Annotated in this window: 18 protein-coding genes; 14 read left to right on the top strand and 4 right to left on the bottom strand. The window is 35.5% G+C overall.

Going from position 1 to position 19409, the window contains the following annotated elements:
- The first annotated feature begins 50 nt into the window (after positions 1-50).
- Positions 51-3770: a metallophosphoesterase gene (locus B5X53_RS07945; RefSeq protein WP_079712705.1), complete on the top strand. Its 3720-nt coding sequence runs from the start codon at positions 51-53 to the stop codon at positions 3768-3770.
- A gap of 423 nt (positions 3771-4193) precedes the next feature.
- On the opposite strand, the gene B5X53_RS07940 is transcribed toward B5X53_RS07945, so the two are convergent.
- From B5X53_RS07940 to B5X53_RS19155, 4 genes are all read right to left on the bottom strand, one after another.
- Complete coding sequence (locus B5X53_RS07940) at positions 4194-5075, bottom strand: mechanosensitive ion channel family protein (protein WP_079712704.1); 882 nt, start codon at positions 5073-5075, stop codon at positions 4194-4196.
- A gap of 7 nt (positions 5076-5082) precedes the next feature.
- Complete coding sequence (locus tag B5X53_RS07935) at positions 5083-5577, bottom strand: Dps family protein (protein ID WP_079712703.1); 495 nt, start codon at positions 5575-5577, stop codon at positions 5083-5085.
- A gap of 98 nt (positions 5578-5675) precedes the next feature.
- Positions 5676-5996 carry a phosphoribosylpyrophosphate synthetase gene (locus B5X53_RS07930; protein ID WP_079712702.1) on the bottom strand — a complete coding sequence of 107 codons (321 nt, stop codon included), beginning with the start codon at positions 5994-5996 and terminating at the stop codon, positions 5676-5678.
- A 158-nt stretch (positions 5997-6154) separates the two neighbouring features.
- Positions 6155-6304: a hypothetical protein gene (locus B5X53_RS19155; RefSeq protein WP_198550772.1), complete on the bottom strand. Its 150-nt coding sequence runs from the start codon at positions 6302-6304 to the stop codon at positions 6155-6157.
- Positions 6305-6536: 232 nt separating this feature from the next.
- Between B5X53_RS19155 and B5X53_RS07925 the strand changes: the two genes are divergently transcribed.
- The 13 genes from B5X53_RS07925 (at position 6537) to B5X53_RS07865 (ending at position 19210) form a co-directional block, all read left to right on the top strand.
- Positions 6537-7544 carry a LacI family DNA-binding transcriptional regulator gene (locus B5X53_RS07925; protein WP_079712701.1) on the top strand — a complete coding sequence of 336 codons (1008 nt, stop codon included), beginning with the start codon at positions 6537-6539 and terminating at the stop codon, positions 7542-7544.
- Positions 7545-7663: 119 nt separating this feature from the next.
- A complete protein-coding gene (gene rfbB / locus B5X53_RS07920; RefSeq protein ID WP_232764149.1) occupies positions 7664-8713 on the top strand; it encodes a dTDP-glucose 4,6-dehydratase in 1050 nt (349 codons plus the stop codon).
- Positions 8710-9582, top strand: coding sequence for a glucose-1-phosphate thymidylyltransferase RfbA (gene rfbA / locus B5X53_RS07915; RefSeq protein ID WP_079712699.1), 873 nt, complete (start codon positions 8710-8712; stop codon positions 9580-9582). Before rfbB ends, rfbA begins: the two co-directional genes overlap by 4 nt.
- A gap of 285 nt (positions 9583-9867) precedes the next feature.
- The gene (locus B5X53_RS07910; protein WP_079712698.1) at positions 9868-10863 is read left to right on the top strand and encodes an SDR family oxidoreductase; all 996 of its coding nucleotides are present in this window, start codon (positions 9868-9870) and stop codon (positions 10861-10863) included.
- Positions 10864-10870: 7 nt separating this feature from the next.
- The gene (locus tag B5X53_RS07905) at positions 10871-11587 is read left to right on the top strand and encodes a GNAT family N-acetyltransferase (RefSeq protein WP_079712697.1); all 717 of its coding nucleotides are present in this window, start codon (positions 10871-10873) and stop codon (positions 11585-11587) included.
- Between the two features lie 9 nt (positions 11588-11596).
- The gene (locus B5X53_RS07900; RefSeq protein ID WP_079712696.1) at positions 11597-12883 is read left to right on the top strand and encodes a nucleotide sugar dehydrogenase; all 1287 of its coding nucleotides are present in this window, start codon (positions 11597-11599) and stop codon (positions 12881-12883) included.
- 89 nt (positions 12884-12972) lie between these two features.
- Positions 12973-14367: a UDP-glucose 6-dehydrogenase gene (locus B5X53_RS07895; RefSeq protein ID WP_079712695.1), complete on the top strand. Its 1395-nt coding sequence runs from the start codon at positions 12973-12975 to the stop codon at positions 14365-14367.
- Between the two features lie 51 nt (positions 14368-14418).
- Entirely contained in the window at positions 14419-15216 is a 798-nt protein-coding gene (gene cysQ, locus B5X53_RS07890; protein ID WP_079712694.1) for a 3'(2'),5'-bisphosphate nucleotidase CysQ, read from the top strand.
- Entirely contained in the window at positions 15209-15643 is a 435-nt protein-coding gene (locus tag B5X53_RS07885; protein WP_079712693.1) for a DUF2061 domain-containing protein, read from the top strand. Before cysQ ends, B5X53_RS07885 begins: the two co-directional genes overlap by 8 nt.
- Before the next feature lie 19 nt (positions 15644-15662).
- Entirely contained in the window at positions 15663-16262 is a 600-nt protein-coding gene (gene cysC / locus B5X53_RS07880; RefSeq protein WP_317042315.1) for an adenylyl-sulfate kinase, read from the top strand.
- Entirely contained in the window at positions 16259-17164 is a 906-nt protein-coding gene (gene cysD, locus B5X53_RS07875; protein WP_079712692.1) for a sulfate adenylyltransferase subunit CysD, read from the top strand. The genes cysC and cysD overlap by 4 nt, the downstream gene beginning before the upstream one ends.
- 66 nt (positions 17165-17230) lie before the next feature.
- Positions 17231-18487, top strand: coding sequence for a sulfate adenylyltransferase subunit 1 (locus tag B5X53_RS07870; protein ID WP_079712691.1), 1257 nt, complete (start codon positions 17231-17233; stop codon positions 18485-18487).
- A gap of 75 nt (positions 18488-18562) precedes the next feature.
- Positions 18563-19210 carry a sulfotransferase gene (locus B5X53_RS07865; protein WP_079712690.1) on the top strand — a complete coding sequence of 216 codons (648 nt, stop codon included), beginning with the start codon at positions 18563-18565 and terminating at the stop codon, positions 19208-19210.
- Positions 19211-19409 lie beyond the last annotated feature (199 nt).

Here is a 19409-nt window from a genome sequence, read left to right as displayed (position 1 = left end):
TTTAGCTTGTTTTTGTTTCGCCAAAGTACAAAAAATGTTCAATATCATTTATGAAAAAAACTAACATCTTTATGTCACTAACTGCCCTGTTAGTGATTTTTTCGTGTGTCTCATCAGATCCTAAATACCGTGAAGGAGAAGCTACTTCTAATTTTGGATATCCCTATGATAAAGAAATTGAAAAGTCTTTTTACTTATTAGGAGATGGTGGTTATTCCCCAATAGGCGGGAGTTCTGAAGGACTTATCGCTTTTAAAAGTTATTTAGACTCTGTAAAACAATCAGATAATTATACAATTTTCCTTGGCGATAATATTTATCCAGATGGAATGCCTGAAGAAGGCCATCCCGATAGAGAAGCTGCAGAGTATAGAATAGATGCCCAGTTAGATGCCATTGAAGATTATGATGGGAATGTACTTTTTATTCCCGGTAACCACGATTGGTATAATGAACGGATTGATGGTCTGGAAAGAGAAGAGAAATATTTAAAAGAAAAGTTTGGTGAAGATCTATTATGGAGCCCAAAAACAGGTTGCGGTCTGGAAATTATGGATATTGGTGACGAAATCACGTTAATAGTAATAGACTCACAGTGGTATCTTGAAGACTGGGATAAAAGTCCTACGATAAACGACGATTGTGCCGAAATTAAAACCCGGGAAGCGATGTTTCTTGAAATAGAAACCGAATTTAAAAAAAGCCAGAACAAAAATATTATTGTAGCGCTTCACCACCCTTTATTTACCAATGGAATTCACGGTGGTCAGTATAATTTTAACCGACACATTTATCCTTCGCAAAAGAAAATTCCAGTACCAATTTTAGGATCCTTGGCCACTTTAATTAGAACAACCGGTGGTGTTTCAATTCAGGATGCGCAAAACGAACGTTATAAATCTTTGGTAAAACGCCTGGAAACCTTAGGTCAAAAATCTGACAGATTAATGTTTGTAAGTGGTCATGAGCACTCTTTGCAGTATATAGAACACGGAAAAATTAAACAAATTGTTTCAGGTTCAACTTCAAAAGCAACTTATGCAACTTTAAGTAACGATGGGGTTTTTGCTTACCCTGAACAAGGTTTTGCAGTTTATGATGTGTTCAAAGATGGCTCAACCTGGGTTAGCTTTTATGGAAATAAAGAAAACAAACCCAACCTATTATTTCAGAAAGAAATATTTGAAGCTCCCAAAGAATTTGATGTTTCAGAATTTCCTCAGGAATTTGATGAAACAATAACCACCTCGGTTTATCCTGAAGATGAAACCGATAAGGGATCTGTGCATAGATCGGTTTGGGGTGAGCGATATCGAGAACTATATGGAACAGATATAACTTTAGAAGTAGCAGATCTCGAGACACTTTACGGCGGTTTAACGCCAATGAGGGCCGGTGGTGGTCACCAAACTATTTCTATTAGAATGAAAGATAGTCTGGATCGTGAATATAATTTCAGGAGAATTAAAAAGAAGGCCGTTCAATTTTTACAAACGGTTGCTTTTAAAAATACGCCTATTGAAACTCAATTGGAAAATACTGTAGCCGAAGATATAATTTCAGATTTTTATACTGCGGCGCATCCATATGCATTTCTGGCTATCCCTACTATGGCAGATGCTATAGGCGTACACCACACAAATCCCGAAATTTATTATTTACCCAAACAACCAAGATTAGGGAAATATAACGAAGAGCACGGAGATGCAATTTATATGATCGAAGAGCGTCCCGAAGATCACTGGTTGGGTGTCGAGAGTTTTGGATCTCCCAATCACGATATTCAAAGTACCGCTGGTATGTTTGATCGTCTGCGTCGGGACGAAAAATACTCTTTAGATGAACCGGCTTATGTAAAAGCCAGGATATTTGATATGCTTATTGGCGATTGGGATAGACACCAGGATCAATGGCGCTGGGCCGAAATTGAAGATGAAGAAGGGAACCGTTTATTTGAACCAATTCCAAGAGATAGAGACCAGGTGTTTTCTAATTTTGATGGCGCCTTTTTTGGAACTTTACGAGCCCTAACCGGTTTTGCGTCGCAATTTGCGGTTTACGGTGAAGATATTAATGATGTAGAATGGTTCAATGTTTCCGCAACCGGTTTAGATCGTTCCCTGCTTCAAAATGTGGGAAAAGAAACCTGGAGAGAGCAAGCTGAATACATTCAGGAAAATATGACCGATGCGGTTATTGAAGAAGCTTTTTCAAAACTTCCGTCTGAAACTTACGATGATACTACGAAAGAATTAATCAAAAAGGTAAAAGCACGACGGGATAATATTGTAGATATCGCAATGCGTTATTACGATCATTTTGCCGATTTAGCTATTGTTACGGGAACAGATAAAGACGATTTTGTAGATGTTACCAGGATGAAAGATGGAAAAACCCGGATTAAAATTAGCAGAAACAAAGGAGGCGAAAGAGCTGATGTTTTAAGTGATAAAATTTATCATAAAGAAGATACTGATGAAATTTGGTTATATGCCCTGGATGATGATGATAAAATTCAGGTAGATGGGGAAGGCGATAATTATATTTTCTTAAGAATAATTGGTGGTCAGAATAATGATATTTACACCATAAATAATAATAACCGGCTTAAAATTTACGATCACAAATCTAAACCGAATACCATAGAAGAAGGGGGTGGTGCAAAGTTTAGATTTACCGATGATTATGAAATTAATACTTATGATAAGGATAAAAAGAATTTTACAACAGGATCTATTTTACCCGGTTTTGGATTTAACCCCGATGACGGATTTAAAATTGGGCTTGAAGTAGTAAGTACCAAAAACGCCTTTAAACGAAACCCATTTACTGCACAACATACCTTTGGTGGAGGGTATTATTTTGCCACCAATGGTTTTGATCTTTATTACGAAGGTGAATTTGCTAATATTCTTGGAAATTATAACCTAAAAGTTGGGGCCGATTATGCCAGCCCAAATTTTGCAAGAAACTTTTTTGGCTTCGGAAACCAAACGCCAAATTTTGATGGTGATTTAGATTTTGATTACAACCGTGTAAAAATAAGTCGGTTTGGAGTAAAGGCGGGATTTGAAAATGCAACGCCTTTTGGTAGTTTATTTAGATATATGGCCACTTTTGAAGGCAATAAAGTAGAAGCCACAGAAGGAAGGTTTATTACTGAAGAATTTGAAACAGATGATCCGGAGTTCTTCGATAGAAAATATTTTGCAGGATTAGATGCTTTATATCGATACGAAAGTTATGATAACAACCTGAATCCAAGCAGGGGGATGAAGTTTGAACTGAATTTGGGTGGCCAAATGAATACCACAGATCCCGATCAGGTTTATGGATATTTTAAACCTTACTGGGGTTTTTATAATGCCCTTACCACCAACCGGAAACTGGTTCTAAAAACAAGAGTGCAGGCTCATTTAAATATGGGTGACGACTATGAGTTTTATCAGGCTGCTCATTTAGGTGGCGAAAGTGGATTGAGAGGATACCGTTTACAACGTTTTGCTGGTAAAAGTGCGTTTGCAACCGGTGCAGATCTTAGATATGGATTTGATCAATTTACTACCAGGTTTTTACCCTTACAAATTGGGGTTTTCGGAGGTTATGATTTAGGTAGGGTTTGGGCCGACTTTGAAGACAGTAACCAATGGCACGACAGCTACGGTGTTGGCTTCTGGGTAAATAGCGCTGAAGCCGTTAACGGAACCTTTAGCCTGTTTAGAAGTGACGATGGCTATAGATTCGCCTTTGGCTTCGGATTCCAGTTCTAGAAATATTTCAAAGAATAAAATCTAAAAAGCTGCCAGGAAATTTCTTCCCGGCAGCTTTTTTTAATTCCATTACCGTTTTGTGAATTCTTAGATTTATAACTCGGCTATCTGATCTTGATATCTGAAGGTGTTAACTCAACTAAGAAAAGAGTAATCCAGGTTTAGTTAAACTACCTGAGATCAAGCTCCCGTGGCATTTATTTGAGAACAATGGTTTAATTTGCCAGGAACGTCTGGGATCATCATTTAAATCTCGATTATCGAGAAAAAGTAATTCAGTAGGGAATTAGAACTTTCCGAAGAAAAAAAATAGTTGTAGGATGATAGAGAAATTAAAAGCTTCATCTATTTCCTTAGATTGTTGTTTGGAGTAAATGAAATTGAAAAAAAGAGTGAATAGACGCTGAAATTAAACTTCCAGGATTAATCCGGTTTCTTCATATTTAGAGTATTAGAGAAGTCGATAGTTCGAATAGGGAATGGGATGTTGATGCCATTTTTATCAAAAATCTTCTTAATTTCAATAATGGCGATGTCGCGGGCAATTAATAGATCTCTATTTTTTGTTGCATCAGCCCAAAATCTAATTACAAAATTAATAGAACTATCACCAAATTCGGTAAACATAAATTCTACCTGCTCATTTCCACGGGATGGGAAATGTTTTGAAATGGTTTCAATAGTTATTTCTTTTACCTTTTCCAGGTTAGAAGAATAGGCTACACCACAATTTAGCATTACTCGAGAACGATTGGTCCTGGAAAAATTCTTAAATGGTTCTTCCACAATTTTAGAATTGGGAATTATCACATAATTATTATCAGCTTGTTTTACCACAATATTGCGGAGATTTATTTCGGTAACTTCCCCCGCATAACTATTAGTTTCTATCCAATCGCCAATTTGAAGCTCGGGTAAAAAACTTAAAATAATTCCCGAAAATGTATTGTTTAAAGTTCCCTGGAGGGCAAGACCTATAGCTAAACCAACAACACCTGCACCTGCAAGAACGGATGTAAGGACTTTGTTAAGATCTAAAATTCCGAGGGCAATAAAAAAACCGATAAGGATCACAATTGCCTTGCTCACCTTAACGGCTATTTGTCTTATAGAATCTTGTTTAACCTGTTTTCCCAGCAGTTTACTTAGTAACTGGCCGGTATATTTGGCCAGAAAAATAAATATTATAAAAACAAGGATTGCAAGTAAGAAGTTGGGTAAATTTAGAATTAATGCATCAAGCCAACTAACTAACTTTGCGGTGATCCCTTCAAGGGATTCTCTAAGGTTAAATTCGTCTTCCAATCTTTATTTATTTGCTGGACTTATGAGAGTCTGTAGTTTTCATTTTCCAGGCATCTAACATCCAACTTGTTTTTTCAAGCTCTCTTATGTAAGCTCCAATAAGGTCTATAGTACCTTCATCACCTGCTTTATCTGCTGTTTCCACGACAGAACGCATTTGCTTCAATAAGGTACCGTGATCTTTAAGCAGGGTCTCGATCATTTCATAATCGGTTAAATCTGCTTTAGATTCTTTTAGGTTAGAAGTTTTAAGATAATCGGTTAAATTACTAATTGGCGTATATCTTAAAGTAAGAATACGTTCAGCAATCTCATCAACTTTCAATTTAGCATCATCGTATAATTCTTCAAATTTCTCATGTAGATCGAAGAAATTTTTTCCGATTACATTCCAGTGAAAATTTCTGAGTTTTTGATAATATAAGTGGTAATCTGCCAGAAGAACATTTAATTCGTCTACAGTTTTGCTTGTTTTTTCTTTATCGAGTCCTAAATAGCTCATAGTTTTAATTTATGGTTTTTAAAAATTCAATACAAAAATATAATAGTTTGAATGATCAGCCAACAAGATCGACTGATTTAATAGAAGTTTAACGAAGCCTAATTTATGGGGCGATTATCCTTTAAATCCAGCTTTGCCATCATTTCTTTAGAAACCTGGCCGCTGGAAATTCCGTAGCCGTCAACCAAAACTCCTTTGTAACCTTTAGAGGTAGTTATTGCATAGAGAATGGCATTATCGTCTGGATTACTCATTCCTTCAAAGCGAAGTACTTTATCTACATCAAAATCTTCAACTCCAAAGGTTTCTTTTTTGGATTTAAGTTCTATTTCCTCATCCAGAAGGTTGAAATCGTGTTCATAACCCTCTTCTAATTTTAATTTGTTTATCGCCTGGGAAAGCGTTCCGTAATCTTTCATCTTAAATTGTTTGATTGATTAATAATGTTAAATTACGTTTACAGCCCCTGATATGCAAATTAAAAATGCTGTTTAGGATAAGTTTAACTCCTTATGAAGCCTTATTTTTAAAGGCTTTAGCCGAATTTCTATCTTTGATCTAAAAGCTTAAATGCCTATTAATTATTCTCTTCATTTTTATTATTTCCGAAGCTGAAAAAACCGAGGGGAAAGACTAATAAAAGAAAGAAATACCAGCCGGTTACCAAGCCTACAATAGTAATAATAGCGGCAATTATATAAAGCCAATAAGATTTCCGGAATTTCATATATTGAAAATTAAATTATGAGGGACAAATTTATAATATGATGCGATCATAAATCGGTTTTTGATAATTATATCTACATTTTATAATATTTTTATAAACCTTTCTAACTTCAAAAAAATATTTTATGAAGTGGGGGTTTCTTTAACTCATGAATTTATTGGATATTTGCAAATTAGCGATTTCGTTAAAATAAAATAAAGGAAAAGTATTCCATTATTAAGAATTCAGCAAAATGAAAAACAAGATCACTTTAAAGGAACTGGCAAAATTACTTAATGTTTCGGTTTCTACGGTTTCAAAAGCTTTACACGATAGCCCTGAAATTAGTCCCAAAACAGCAGAGCGCGTTAAAGAACTTGCTAAATTACATAATTACCGCCCAAACCCCGTAGCGGTAAATTTAAAAAGCAGTAAAAGCGGAACTATTGGAGTGATTATTCCCAATATCTCAAACACCTTTTTTGCGAATGTACTTTTGGGTATCGAGGCGAGGGCACAGAAAAGCGGATTACAGGTTATCACCTATATTTCTAATGAAAAACTGGAACGGGAACAACAAATTGCTGAAATGCTAACCTCGGGTTTTGTAGATGGAGTACTTATAGCGATTTCAGAAGAAACACAACGTAAAAAGGAATATGATCATCTTTTTAACCTGGTAGATTACGATATTCCGGTGGTCTTATATGACAGAATCAATATAGATCTTGCGGTAGATAAAATTGGTGTTGACGATGAGCAAAGTCTAGAAATAGCGACACGCTTGTTACAGACAAAAGGTATCAAAAAGATAGGGGTTGCAAGTTCTATACATCATCTTGGCGTTGGTAAACTCAGAATTACCGGTTATCGAAATGCATTGAAAAACGAAGAAGATTTCTACATAGCGAATTCTTCAAAACCAGATACCTTAAGGGAAAAGACACAGCAACTTTTGGTTGAGGATAAGGTAGAAGCGGTTTTATGTACCGATTTCGTAAGTACGATGATGGTTTATAGATTGGCTTACGAGAATAAAATTAGTATACCCAGAGACTTAAAGGTTATTGGATTTTTAAATGCTGATGTTGCGCGTTTTTTAACCCCATCTATAAGTTATGTAGAGCAATTTCCGGAGGAAATTGGCGAGGAAGCAGTTGATTTGTTAGTCAACAGAATAGAAAATCGCATCGCCGGAAAACAGCCAATAAATAAAACGATTAATACGAAGTTAATTCATTTAGAATCTACAGATTTTTAAACTTTACTCGATATTCAAATGCTTTGAGGTTGAGAATTAAAAACAGGTTTAAAGAAAGTTTAAAAAGAGATTAGAAAAACTATCTTTGAAAAGAAATCTATATTTTTTAAATGAAATCTTTGAAAAGAAATATTCTTATTACCGGTGGAGCGGGCTTTATCGGCTCTCACGTTATTCGACTGTTTGTAAATAAGTATCCCGATTATCAGATATTCAATTTAGATGCTTTAACCTATGCCGGCAATCTTGAAAACATTAAAGATATTGAGAATGCCGAAAATTATAATTTCCTAAAAGCCGATATCACTGATGCTGATAAAATAAAAGCGCTATTCCAGGAATATAAATTTGATAGTGTAATTCATCTTGCAGCAGAATCGCACGTAGACAGATCAATTTCCAATCCTAAAATATTCGTGGAAACCAATGTTACCGGTACCATGAATTTAATGGAAGCCGCCTTAGGAATTTGGAAAGAAAACCTGGAAGGTAAATTATTCTACCATGTAAGTACCGACGAAGTATACGGTACCCTGGGAGAAACAGGATTATTTACTGAAACTTCATCGTACGCACCAAACTCCCCTTATTCGGCGTCTAAAGCCGCTTCAGATCATTTTGTGAGAGCCTATGGAGAAACATATAATTTACCTTATATAATTTCTAATTGCTCTAATAACTACGGACCTAATCAATTTCCGGAGAAACTTATTCCGCTATTTATTAATAATATTATTGGGAATAAAGATTTGCCGGTCTATGGTGACGGAAAATATACACGGGATTGGTTATATGTTATGGACCACGCCACAGCGATAGATCTAGTATTCCATAAAGGTAAAAATAAAGAGACCTACAATATCGGCGGATTTAATGAATGGCAAAATATTGATCTAATAAAGTTGCTATGTAAAATTATGGATGGGAAACTGGATAGAAGAAAAGGCGAATCTGAAGCACTTATTACTTTCATAAAAGATCGCCCGGGCCATGATAAACGTTACGCCATTGATGCCAATAAAATTAATAAGGAACTTGGCTGGGAACCCTCAGTTACTTTCGAAGAGGGTTTAATGAAAACAGTGGATTGGTATTTAAACAACCCACAATGGATAGAAGCTATAGTTTCTGGAAGTTATAAGGAATATTATAAAGAGCAGTATTTATGAAAGGAATAATTTTAGCTGGGGGGACTGGTTCACGCCTATTTCCACTTACCAAAAGCGTTTCCAAACAATTACTGGCGGTTTATGATAAACCTATGATCTATTATCCTTTATCGGTATTAATGTTAGCCGGTATCAGAGAGATTCTTATCATTTCTACACCTGAAGACCTTCCTAATTTTCAGAAACTATTGGGTGACGGAAAAGCCTGGGGATTAAATTTGTCTTATGCTGAACAGCCTAGACCCAATGGATTAGCGGAAGCTTTTATTATAGGGGAAGAATTTATTGAAAATGATGATGTATGCCTTGTTTTAGGCGATAATATTTTTTACGGTCAGGGTTTTAGCGGGCTGCTTGAAAATGCAGTAAGAAACTGCAAAGAAGCCGGTCAGGCCACTGTATTTGGTTATTATGTAAATGATCCTAAGCGTTATGGAGTTGTAGATTTTGATGCATCTGGGAATGCTCTTAGTATTGAAGAAAAGCCTGAAAAACCTAAAAGTCATTTTGCGGTAACCGGACTTTACTTTTACCCAAATTCAGTCATAGAAATTGCAAAAAAATGTGAGCCCAGTGCCCGGGGAGAATTAGAAATTACCAGTATCAATCAAGAATATTTAAATCAGAAAGAATTAAAGGTTGAGATTATGGGACGTGGCTATGCCTGGCTGGATACCGGTACGCACGAGTCAATGTTAGAAGCTTCTAATTTTGTACAAACCATAGAAAAAAGACAGGGCTTAAAAATTGCCTGTCCTGAAGAAATCGCTTTTAGAAAAAAATATATAGGAAAAGATCAATTACAAGAATTGGCTACAGAATTAGAGAAAAGTGAATATGGGAGGTATTTGTTGGGTTTGATAAGGTAGCTTTGGACAGGTAATCCTTTCACTGTTCTCAGTTTTTCATTTCTTTTTTCTACATGGATTAATTTATCCCAAACACTTCCGGTTTTTTTATTGTACAAACACGTACCTTTTCTATAAAAGGTGAAGACCTTAGTCAAAGATAAAGTATCTGGAAAAGGATGAAATTTGATCTCACCAAAGTTAAAAGGATTCTTAACGTTTTTAAAGCTTTAAGGTTTCTTTAGCAATAGCCTCATAAAGAAATTCTATCTTTGCGGCCGATAAAAAGGTAATTTAATTTCTCAAATGACTGAATTTCAACAGAGATTAGAAAATAAAAAAATATTAGTGACCGGAGGCGCGGGTTTTATAGGTTCCAACCTATGTGAAACCTTGATAAATTTAAATGCTGAGGTGGTTTGTTTAGATAACTTTGCTACGGGATATAAACATAATCTTGATGCTTTTAAAAGGCACAAAAATTTTATGTTAATAGAAGGAGATATACGGAATCTCGAAACTTGTCACAAAGCGTGTGAAGGGGTGGATTATGTTTTACATGAGGCTGCTTTAGGTTCCGTGCCACGTTCGCTTGCCGATCCTATAACCAGTAATGAAGTCAATATCTCCGGGTTTTTAAATATGCTTGTTGCGGCGCGGGATGCCGGAGTAAAGCGTTTTGTATACGCCGCGAGTTCTTCCACTTATGGAGATTCTCAAAAACTACCAAAAGTTGAAAATGAAATCGGAAAACCGCTGTCTCCTTACGCAATTACCAAATATGTAAATGAGCTCTATGCTGATATTTTTCAGGATGCTTATCAATTAGATACTATTGGTTTAAGATATTTTAATGTTTTCGGAAGAAAACAGGACCCAAATGGAGCATATGCAGCTGTTATTCCAAAGTTTGTGATGCAGTTTATGAAACATGAAAGTCCGGTGATTAATGGCGACGGAACTTATTCCCGTGATTTCACCTATATAGACAATGTAATTCAAATGAATTTACTAGCTCTTACCACAGGAAATGAAGATGCGGTAAATGAGATTTATAATACAGCTGTAGGAGACAGAACTAATTTAGTTGAATTAACTCAATTGCTGAAAAAACATCTTTCTGAATTTGATACTAAAATTTCGGCTGTTGAAGTAAAACATGGGTCTAACAGAGCAGGGGATATTCCACATTCTTTAGCTTCGGTTGAGAAGGCTAAAGAATTATTGGGTTACGAGCCAAGCCATCGAATTGATGATGGTTTAAAAGAAGCAGTGGCTTGGTATTGGGAGAATCTTAGGTAGCAGAGTGATGATGGGGAATTATGAAATATTAAAATGGGATTCTGATTTTTTTGGGTTTAAAGTCGCTAAAATAGAAGAGCAGGTTTTTAAGAATAAAACAACAGATCCTGAAGATTTTTTTTGGCATTTAAAACAAGAGAATGTTCACCTAATTTATTGTTATTCTAGTAAGCCAATTGATGTTTTGAAATTTAATAAGCATTATTCTTTTGATCATATTGTTACGCGCATCCCTTTGATAATGAAATTAAATAGGAAATTTGATTTTCATCCTAAAATCAGTTTTTATAATGAAGATAATGTTAATGAATCTTTAAAGGAGCTTGCTGTTTTGGCTGGTTTAAAAGGGCGGTTTGGTAAGGATAAGAAAATTCCAAAAAGTTCCTGTGAAGGTGTTTTTAAAAGTTGGATCGAAAATTCCTTGTTAAATAAAGAACCAGTTTTAATTTATAAAATTGATAACGAAATAGTAGGTATGATAACTTTTAAAATAGAAGGGGAAAGTGGATTTGGAGGTCTTTTGGCAGTTTATCCCGAATTTGAAGGCAAAGGTATTTCCTTTGCGTTATTAAGAGCTATGATGTATGTACTCCAGGAGAGAGGCTGTAATTTTTTTTATAGCGGAACTCAACAATTAAATACAAAAGCATTAAAGGTATTTGAACGTTTTGGGTTGATTCCACAAGAACCTCAATTCGTCTACCATCTTTGGAAAAAGAATTAAACTTTAGTAATGAAAAATAAAAAATTAGCTGTTATTGGCCTTGGATATGTAGGATTACCTTTGGCAAGATTATTCGCCACTAAATATCCGGTAATTGGGTTTGATATAAATAAAGCAAGAGTAAAAGAGTTAATGAGTGGGCATGATTCTACTTTAGAGGTAGAAGATGATGTGCTTCAATCAGCTTTGGTTCAGAAAGATGGCTTTAAAAACGGCAAGGGTTTATTTTGCTCGGCTGATTTAGAAGATATTTTAGATTGTAATTATTATATTATTACAGTTCCAACCCCGGTAGATAAAAATAATCGCCCCGATCTTACTCCGCTTTATAAAAGTAGCGAAACCGTTGCTAAAGTCCTGAAAAAAGGAGATATAGTAATTTACGAATCGACTGTTTATCCCGGTGTTACCGAAGATGAGTGCGTACCCGTACTGGAAAAGCATAGCGGACTTACTTTTAACAAAGATTTCTTTGTAGGTTATTCACCTGAAAGAATCAATCCGGGAGACAAAGAACATACGGTAGATAAGATCTTAAAAGTAACGGCAGGCTCTACTCCGGAAATCGGAAAGAAGGTTGACGCACTTTATGCCGAAGTTATTACCGCTGGCACTCATTTAGCACCCACTATTAAAGTTGCCGAAGCTGCAAAAGTTATTGAGAATTCTCAAAGAGATATCAATATTGCTTTCGTAAATGAGTTGGCAAAGATTTTCAATATGATGGGGATAGATACACAGGATGTTTTAGAAGCCGCGGCAACAAAATGGAATTTCCTTCCCTTTAAACCTGGTTTGGTTGGTGGGCATTGTATTGGTGTAGATCCATATTATCTTGCTCAAAAGGCCCAGGAGATTGGTTACCATCCCGAAATTATTCTAGCCGGTAGGAGGATGAACGATTCTATGGGGCAATATGTAGCTTCAGAAGTCGTGAAATTAATGTTGCAAAATGATCAGAAAGTAAAAGGTGCTAATATCCTTATAATGGGCATCACCTTTAAAGAAAATTGTCCGGATGTTAGAAATACTAAAGTGGTAGATGTAATTAAGAACCTTAAAGAATATGGTACTAATGTTACGATCTATGATCCGCTTGCGAATCCGGAAGAAGTAAATCATGAATACGGGCTAAAAACGGTAAGAGAGCTACCAGGGGAGAAATATGATGCCGTTGTTTTAGCAGTGGCGCATAGTGAATTTCTTGAAATGGACCTTGATCAATTGAAGAATGGAAATACTGTTATTTATGATGTAAAAGGAGTGCTTGGGGATAGGTGTGATAAAAAACTTTAATTAGATATTATTTTAAATCCTAAAACTGATTAGGTAAACTAATTATAATCTATTAAATCCGTTAAGGATAAAATTGAAGCTTAACTTACATGAAAATAAAAAATATTTGCTGCATCGGCGCAGGTTACGTAGGAGGACCCACAATGGCAGTTATCGCTCAAAAATGTCCGGAAATTAATGTTACCGTTGTAGATATCAACGATCAAAGAATCGCAGCCTGGAATGATGAGGATGTAGAAAATATCCCAATTTATGAACCCGGCTTATCGGCGGTGGTTCAGGAAGCTCGTGGTAGAAATTTATTCTTTTCTACCGATGTTGATGCTGCGATTGATAAAGCTGATATGATATTTATTTCAGTTAATACCCCTACCAAAACCTATGGTATAGGAAAAGGTATGGCTGCCGACCTTAAGTTTATCGAACTTTGTGCGAGGCAAATCGCTAGGGTTTCTAAAGATGATAAAATTGTAGTAGAGAAGTCTACTTTACCGGTTCGTACTGCAGAAGCTTTAAAGAATATTTTGGATAATACCGGAAACGGAGTTAATTATCAGATTCTCTCCAATCCTGAGTTTTTAGCTGAAGGAACGGCGGTTGATGATCTTATGAATCCTGATAGGGTACTTATAGGTGGAGATATCGAGACCCCTGTAGGAAAGGAGGCTGTAGAAGCTTTAGTAGATGTTTACGCCCATTGGGTGCCTCGGGAGAGGTTATTAACTACTAACGTATGGTCATCAGAACTTTCTAAATTAACGGCGAATGCTTTTTTAGCTCAAAGGGTTTCAAGTATTAATGCGATGAGTGAATTATGCGAGAAAACCGGAGCAGATGTGAATGAAGTATCAAAGGCCGTTGGAATGGATTCCAGGATAGGATCAAAATTCTTAAAATCGTCTGTAGGTTTTGGCGGTTCTTGTTTTCAGAAGGATATTTTAAATCTTGTGTATATTTCCAAATCTTTTGGATTACATGAAGTTGCTGATTATTGGGAACAGGTGATACTAATGAATGATCATCAAAAGAGAAGATTTGCTGCAAAAATTGTGCAAACCCTTTTTAATACAGTTTCAGGTAAGAAGATTGCCTTATTAGGATGGGCCTTTAAAAAGGATACCAATGATACCCGCGAATCTGCCGCAATTTATGTGGCCGATTATCTCTTAAACGAACAGGCAGAAATTGTGGTTTACGATCCTAAGGTTAGCACCGAGCAAATCTATACAGATCTTGATTATCTGAACTCCCGTTCTTCTGAGGAAAACCGCGCCAGGGCAAAAGTGGTTAACACCCCATACGAAGCCACAAAGGATTCTCACGCCGTAGCGATATTAACGGAATGGGATGAGTTTAAGGATTTAGACTGGCAAAAAGTATATGATGAAATGCTAAAACCGGCTTTTCTGTTTGACGGGAGAAGATTATTGCAAAGAGAAACAAAGGAGGCCATTGGGTTTGAATTTTATGCTATAGGAAGTTAATAATATACCTGTTAGTATTCTCTCATTTTTTAAAGTTAATTCAGGTCTTGCATGAAAGAAATATTTAATATAGCTATAGCAGCAGCAATTGAAGGTGGAAAAAAAATCATGGAAATTTATAATGATAATGATTTTCAGATTGAGAATAAGGAGGATGATTCACCCTTAACAATAGCTGATAAAAAAGCGAATGATATTATAAATAAATACCTATTACCAACCGATATTCCTATTATCAGTGAGGAGAATAAGCAGCTTGATTTTTCTGAAAGAAAGAAATGGAGGAATTGCTGGATTGTAGATCCATTAGATGGCACCAAAGAGTTTATAAAAAAAAATGACGAGTTTACTGTGAATATAGCTCTTATAGATAATAATAAGCCTGTCTTTGGGGTAATCTATGTCCCTGCCAAGAACGAACTTTACTTTGGAGATGTGCTGAATAAGAAAAGTTTTAAAGGTGTTATTAAGGAGGAAAAATTTGAATTTCGACAGTCTGATTTTCGGGAAATTCATCCTACGTCCGTTGGAGAAAAAATAAAGGTTGTCGGAAGTCGCTCCCATATGAATCAGGCAACACTGGACTATATTGAGATTTTAAAAACTCAATTTAACAAAGAAGTGGAGATAGTTTCAAAAGGAAGTTCTTTGAAATTTTGTCTCGTTGCTGAAGGAAAAGCAGATGTTTATCCCCGATATGCTCCTACAATGGAGTGGGATACTGCTGCAGGCCAGGCTATCTGTAATGCGGTTGGGTTGGAAGTGATTGATAAACAAACAGGCACGTCTATGGAATACAATCGCAAAAACTTACTAAATAATTATTTTTTAGTATCCAACCTTGGATAAGAGTTATAAGCGACATATTGCCAAATCCATAACCTGGAGGATTATAGGTACCATAGATACAATTTTGCTATCCTGGTTAATTTCGGGAGATCCCTATACGGGAATGCAAATTGGTTTAGCAGAAGTAGTTACTAAAATGTTATTTTATTATGTCCACGAAAGAATTTGGTTTAAAATTAGAGCAGGAGTAACTAAAAATGGTGATAGTAAGAAACGGCATATCGCCAAAACGGTAACCTGGCGGGTTGTAGGAACTATAGATACCATGATTTTAGCGTGGCTTATCTCTGGAGATCCAATGATTGGCTTGCAAGTTGGAGCGGCAGAAGTAGTTACTAAAATGATTTTATATTATTTTCACGAAAGAGCTTGGTATAAAATAGATTTTGGTTTAGAGAAAAGACGAAGAGAAAAAAGAGAAACATAGTATATCAATAATTTTGATTATGGAAAATATAATCCCGCAAAACTTTCATATTGATAAAGAGGAGCGAAACAAATTGAATGGTCATAATTCTTTTGTGGTATGGTTTACTGGTCTCTCGGGATCAGGAAAATCTACTCTCGCTAACCTGGTGGAAAAAAAATTATTTGAAACCGGGATTAAAACTTTTTCTCTAGATGGTGATAACATAAGATCTGGATTAAATAAAGACTTGAGATTCTCAGCCGATGATCGAAAAGAGAACCTGCGAAGAATAGCTGAAGTAGCTAAACTTTTTATAGAATCTGGGACTGTAGTTATAGCTTCGTTTATTTCACCTTTAAAAAAGGATAGAGAATACCTAAAAAAAACTATCGGGAGACAAAATTTTATAGAGGTTTTTGTGAACACTTCACTGGATGAATGTGAACGTAGAGATGTAAAAGGATTGTATAAAAAAGCCCGGGCGGGAGAAATTAAAAATTTTACGGGGATTGATGCTCCTTATGAAAAGCCAGAAAACCCTGATTTAGAAATAAAAACAGAAGAAGAAAATTTGGAAGATGCATTAAAAAGGATAGTTTTACACCTTGAAGATAAACTGAAAATTTCAGTAACATGAGCAAATATTATTTAAATTATTTAGACGAGTTAGAGTCGGAAGCCATCTATATATTAAGAGAGGTTTGGGCGCAGTTTGAGAATCCTGTAATCCTGTTTTCCGGAGGAAAAGATTCTATTCTGGTAACCCATTTAGCAAAAAAAGCTTTTTACCCAAGCAAAATCCCTTTTGCATTAATGCATGTAGATACCGGGCATAATTTCCCTGAAACCATCCAGTTCCGAAACGATTTGGTTGAAAAGCTTGGCGTAAAATTAATTGTGGGTTCTGTACAGGATTCAATAGACCAGGGAAGAGTAGCCGAAGAAAAAGGTAAAAATGCTACCCGAAATGCACTTCAAATTACCACTTTACTTGACGCAATTGAAACTAATAAAGTAGACTGCGCCATTGGTGGAGGAAGACGTGATGAAGAAAAAGCACGGGCTAAAGAACGCTTTTTTAGTCACCGCGATGATTTTGGACAGTGGGATCCTAAAAATCAGCGACCTGAACTTTGGAACTTGCTAAATGGAAAACATTTTGAAGGGGAACATTTTAGGGCATTTCCTATAAGCAACTGGACCGAAATGGATGTGTGGAATTATATAAAGAGAGAAAATATCAGTATACCTTCACTGTACTATGCTCACGAACGAGAAGTAGTTTTTAGAAGTAATTCCTGGATTCCCGTTTCCGAATATCTAAAACTGGAAGAGGGTGAAAAAGTTGAAAAAAAGAAAATCAGGTTTAGAACACTTGGAGATATTACTATTACCGGCGGAATAGAATCTGATGCTGATACCCTTGAAAAAATAGCACTGGAAGTTTCTGCAATGCGTAAAACAGAACGAGGGGATCGGTCTGATGATAAACGTTCCGAAACGGCAATGGAAGACAGAAAAAAACAAGGATATTTTTAAATAGACCGCTGCGCCTAAAGAGAAAAGAATAAAGATCGCTTCGCTGTAAGACAAAGAAAATGAAACATGGAAATAAATAACAACCAACTTTTAAGATTTACAACCGCCGGTAGTGTAGATGATGGAAAAAGTACTTTAATCGGTAGACTTTTATTCGACTCAAAATCTATTTTTGAAGATCAATTAGAGTCTGTAAGCAATACCAGTGCAAAAAAAGGGCACGATGGGGTAGATCTTGCACTTTTTACCGATGGATTAAAGGATGAAAGAGAACAGGGAATTACTATAGATGTAGCCTACCGGTATTTTACCACACCTAAGCGAAAATTTATTATCGCTGATACTCCTGGTCATATTCAGTATACCAGAAATATGGTTACGGGAGCTTCTACCGCCAATGCCGCGGTTATCTTAATTGATGCCCGTCACGGAGTAATAGAACAAACTAAGCGGCATTCCTTTATCGCTTCTTTATTAAATATTCCGCATCTTATTGTATGTATCAATAAAATGGATCTGGTAGATTATTCAGAGGAGGTTTATAATAATATTATTGGACAGTTTGAAGAATTTTCTTCTAAACTTTTGATGAAAGATGTTCGCTTTATCCCTATTAGTGCACTATTGGGAGATAATGTGGTAAACCGTTCAAAAAATATGGATTGGTACCAGGAAGGAACTTTGCTAAGCACGTTGGAAAAACTTCATATTAGCAGTGATATAAATAAAATAGATGCTCGTTTTGCCGTGCAAACTGTTTTAAGGCCTCAAAATGAAGATTTCAGGGATTACCGTGGTTATGCCGGGCGAATCGCTAGCGGAATTTACCGGGTGGGAGATGAAGTTGCTGTATTGCCATCAGGATTTCAGTCAAAAATCAAATCTATCAATGCCGGGGAAAAAGAAGTTAAGGAAGCTTATGCTCCGATGTCAGTTTCCATTACCCTTGAAGATGACATTGATGTAAGCCGGGGGAATATGATTGTGAAACAAAACAATCAGCCTGAGCAGGAGCAGGAATTTGATGTTATGTTATGCTGGTTAAATAACGACCCCATTAAACCCCGTGCTAAGTATACGATAATGCACACTTCAAATGAAGAAAGGGCAATGGTAAAAGAGGTGGTTTATAAAATGAATATCAACACTTTTGAGCGGGATAGTGAAGATGCTACTTTAGAAATGAATGACATCGCCAGAGTGAAAATTCGTACGACCAGAAGATTAATGCTGGATTCGTACAGAGATAATCGAAACACCGGGAGTATTATTTTAATTGATGAAAACACTAACGAAACAGTTGCGGCGGGAATGATTATTTAAATAAAGGCTGGATCAGAATAAATAATTTATTTAAAATTTACACACTTCACGGAATAATGTCTTAGTTTTTTGTTTATGAATAAGTATACAGTTTATCGCTTCCTCTCTCGGTCATCATTTATTATATATATATACAGAAAATACCTTAAAATAAAAAAAAAAATAGTTTTAAAAACTTTAAAACCTCAATACAATAGTAAAGTTTTTTGTATAGGTTTTCAAAAGACTGGTACGACCACGCTCGGGAAATCTTTAGAAATACTTGGGTATAATCATAGTTCCTTTGATCATACACTTTATCTCAAACACTATAAAAAGAATCGAAATATATCCAAAATTATTGATTACACTTCTAAATTTGACTCTTTTGATGATATGCCTTGGTCGAAAACTGATTTAATTCCAATTTTGGATTATACCTTTCCCGGAAGTAAATTCATTTATTTAACTCGAGATGAGGAAAGCTGGAAGAAATCTATGAAAAATTGGGGATATAAAAAATTTGGGAAACATCTGGATGTTGAAGCTTTATATAAAGAATATTTAAAACATAACGAATTTGTCCTGTCATATTTTAAAGACCGTATAGGTGAAGATCTGATTGTTTTAAACATTGGGGACAAAAAGGGTTTTAAAAAATTAGCAAATTTTTTAAGCAGAAAGACCCATCTGGAAAGTTTTCCTCATTATAATAAAACAAGTGACATTAGAATAAAGATATAAGGTTATTTTTCATCCTTTTTTAGCGTTTTTAGAAATAAAATGGATTGATTTTACTTTTGTGTTTATGAAAAAATTAATGGTCATTGAGGTTATTATGGTAATCTCTCTAGCCAATTTTTATTCCTTATAAATCTATTAAGAGAGAATATTTTAGTGGTGGTCAGAAATTCTGATTCTTATAAGATATTGATGTCAATTA

This window comes from Salegentibacter salinarum (assembly GCF_900168115.1).
GTDB lineage: Bacteria > Bacteroidota > Bacteroidia > Flavobacteriales > Flavobacteriaceae > Salegentibacter > Salegentibacter salinarum.
This window is presented reverse-complemented; position numbering and strand designations above follow the sequence as displayed.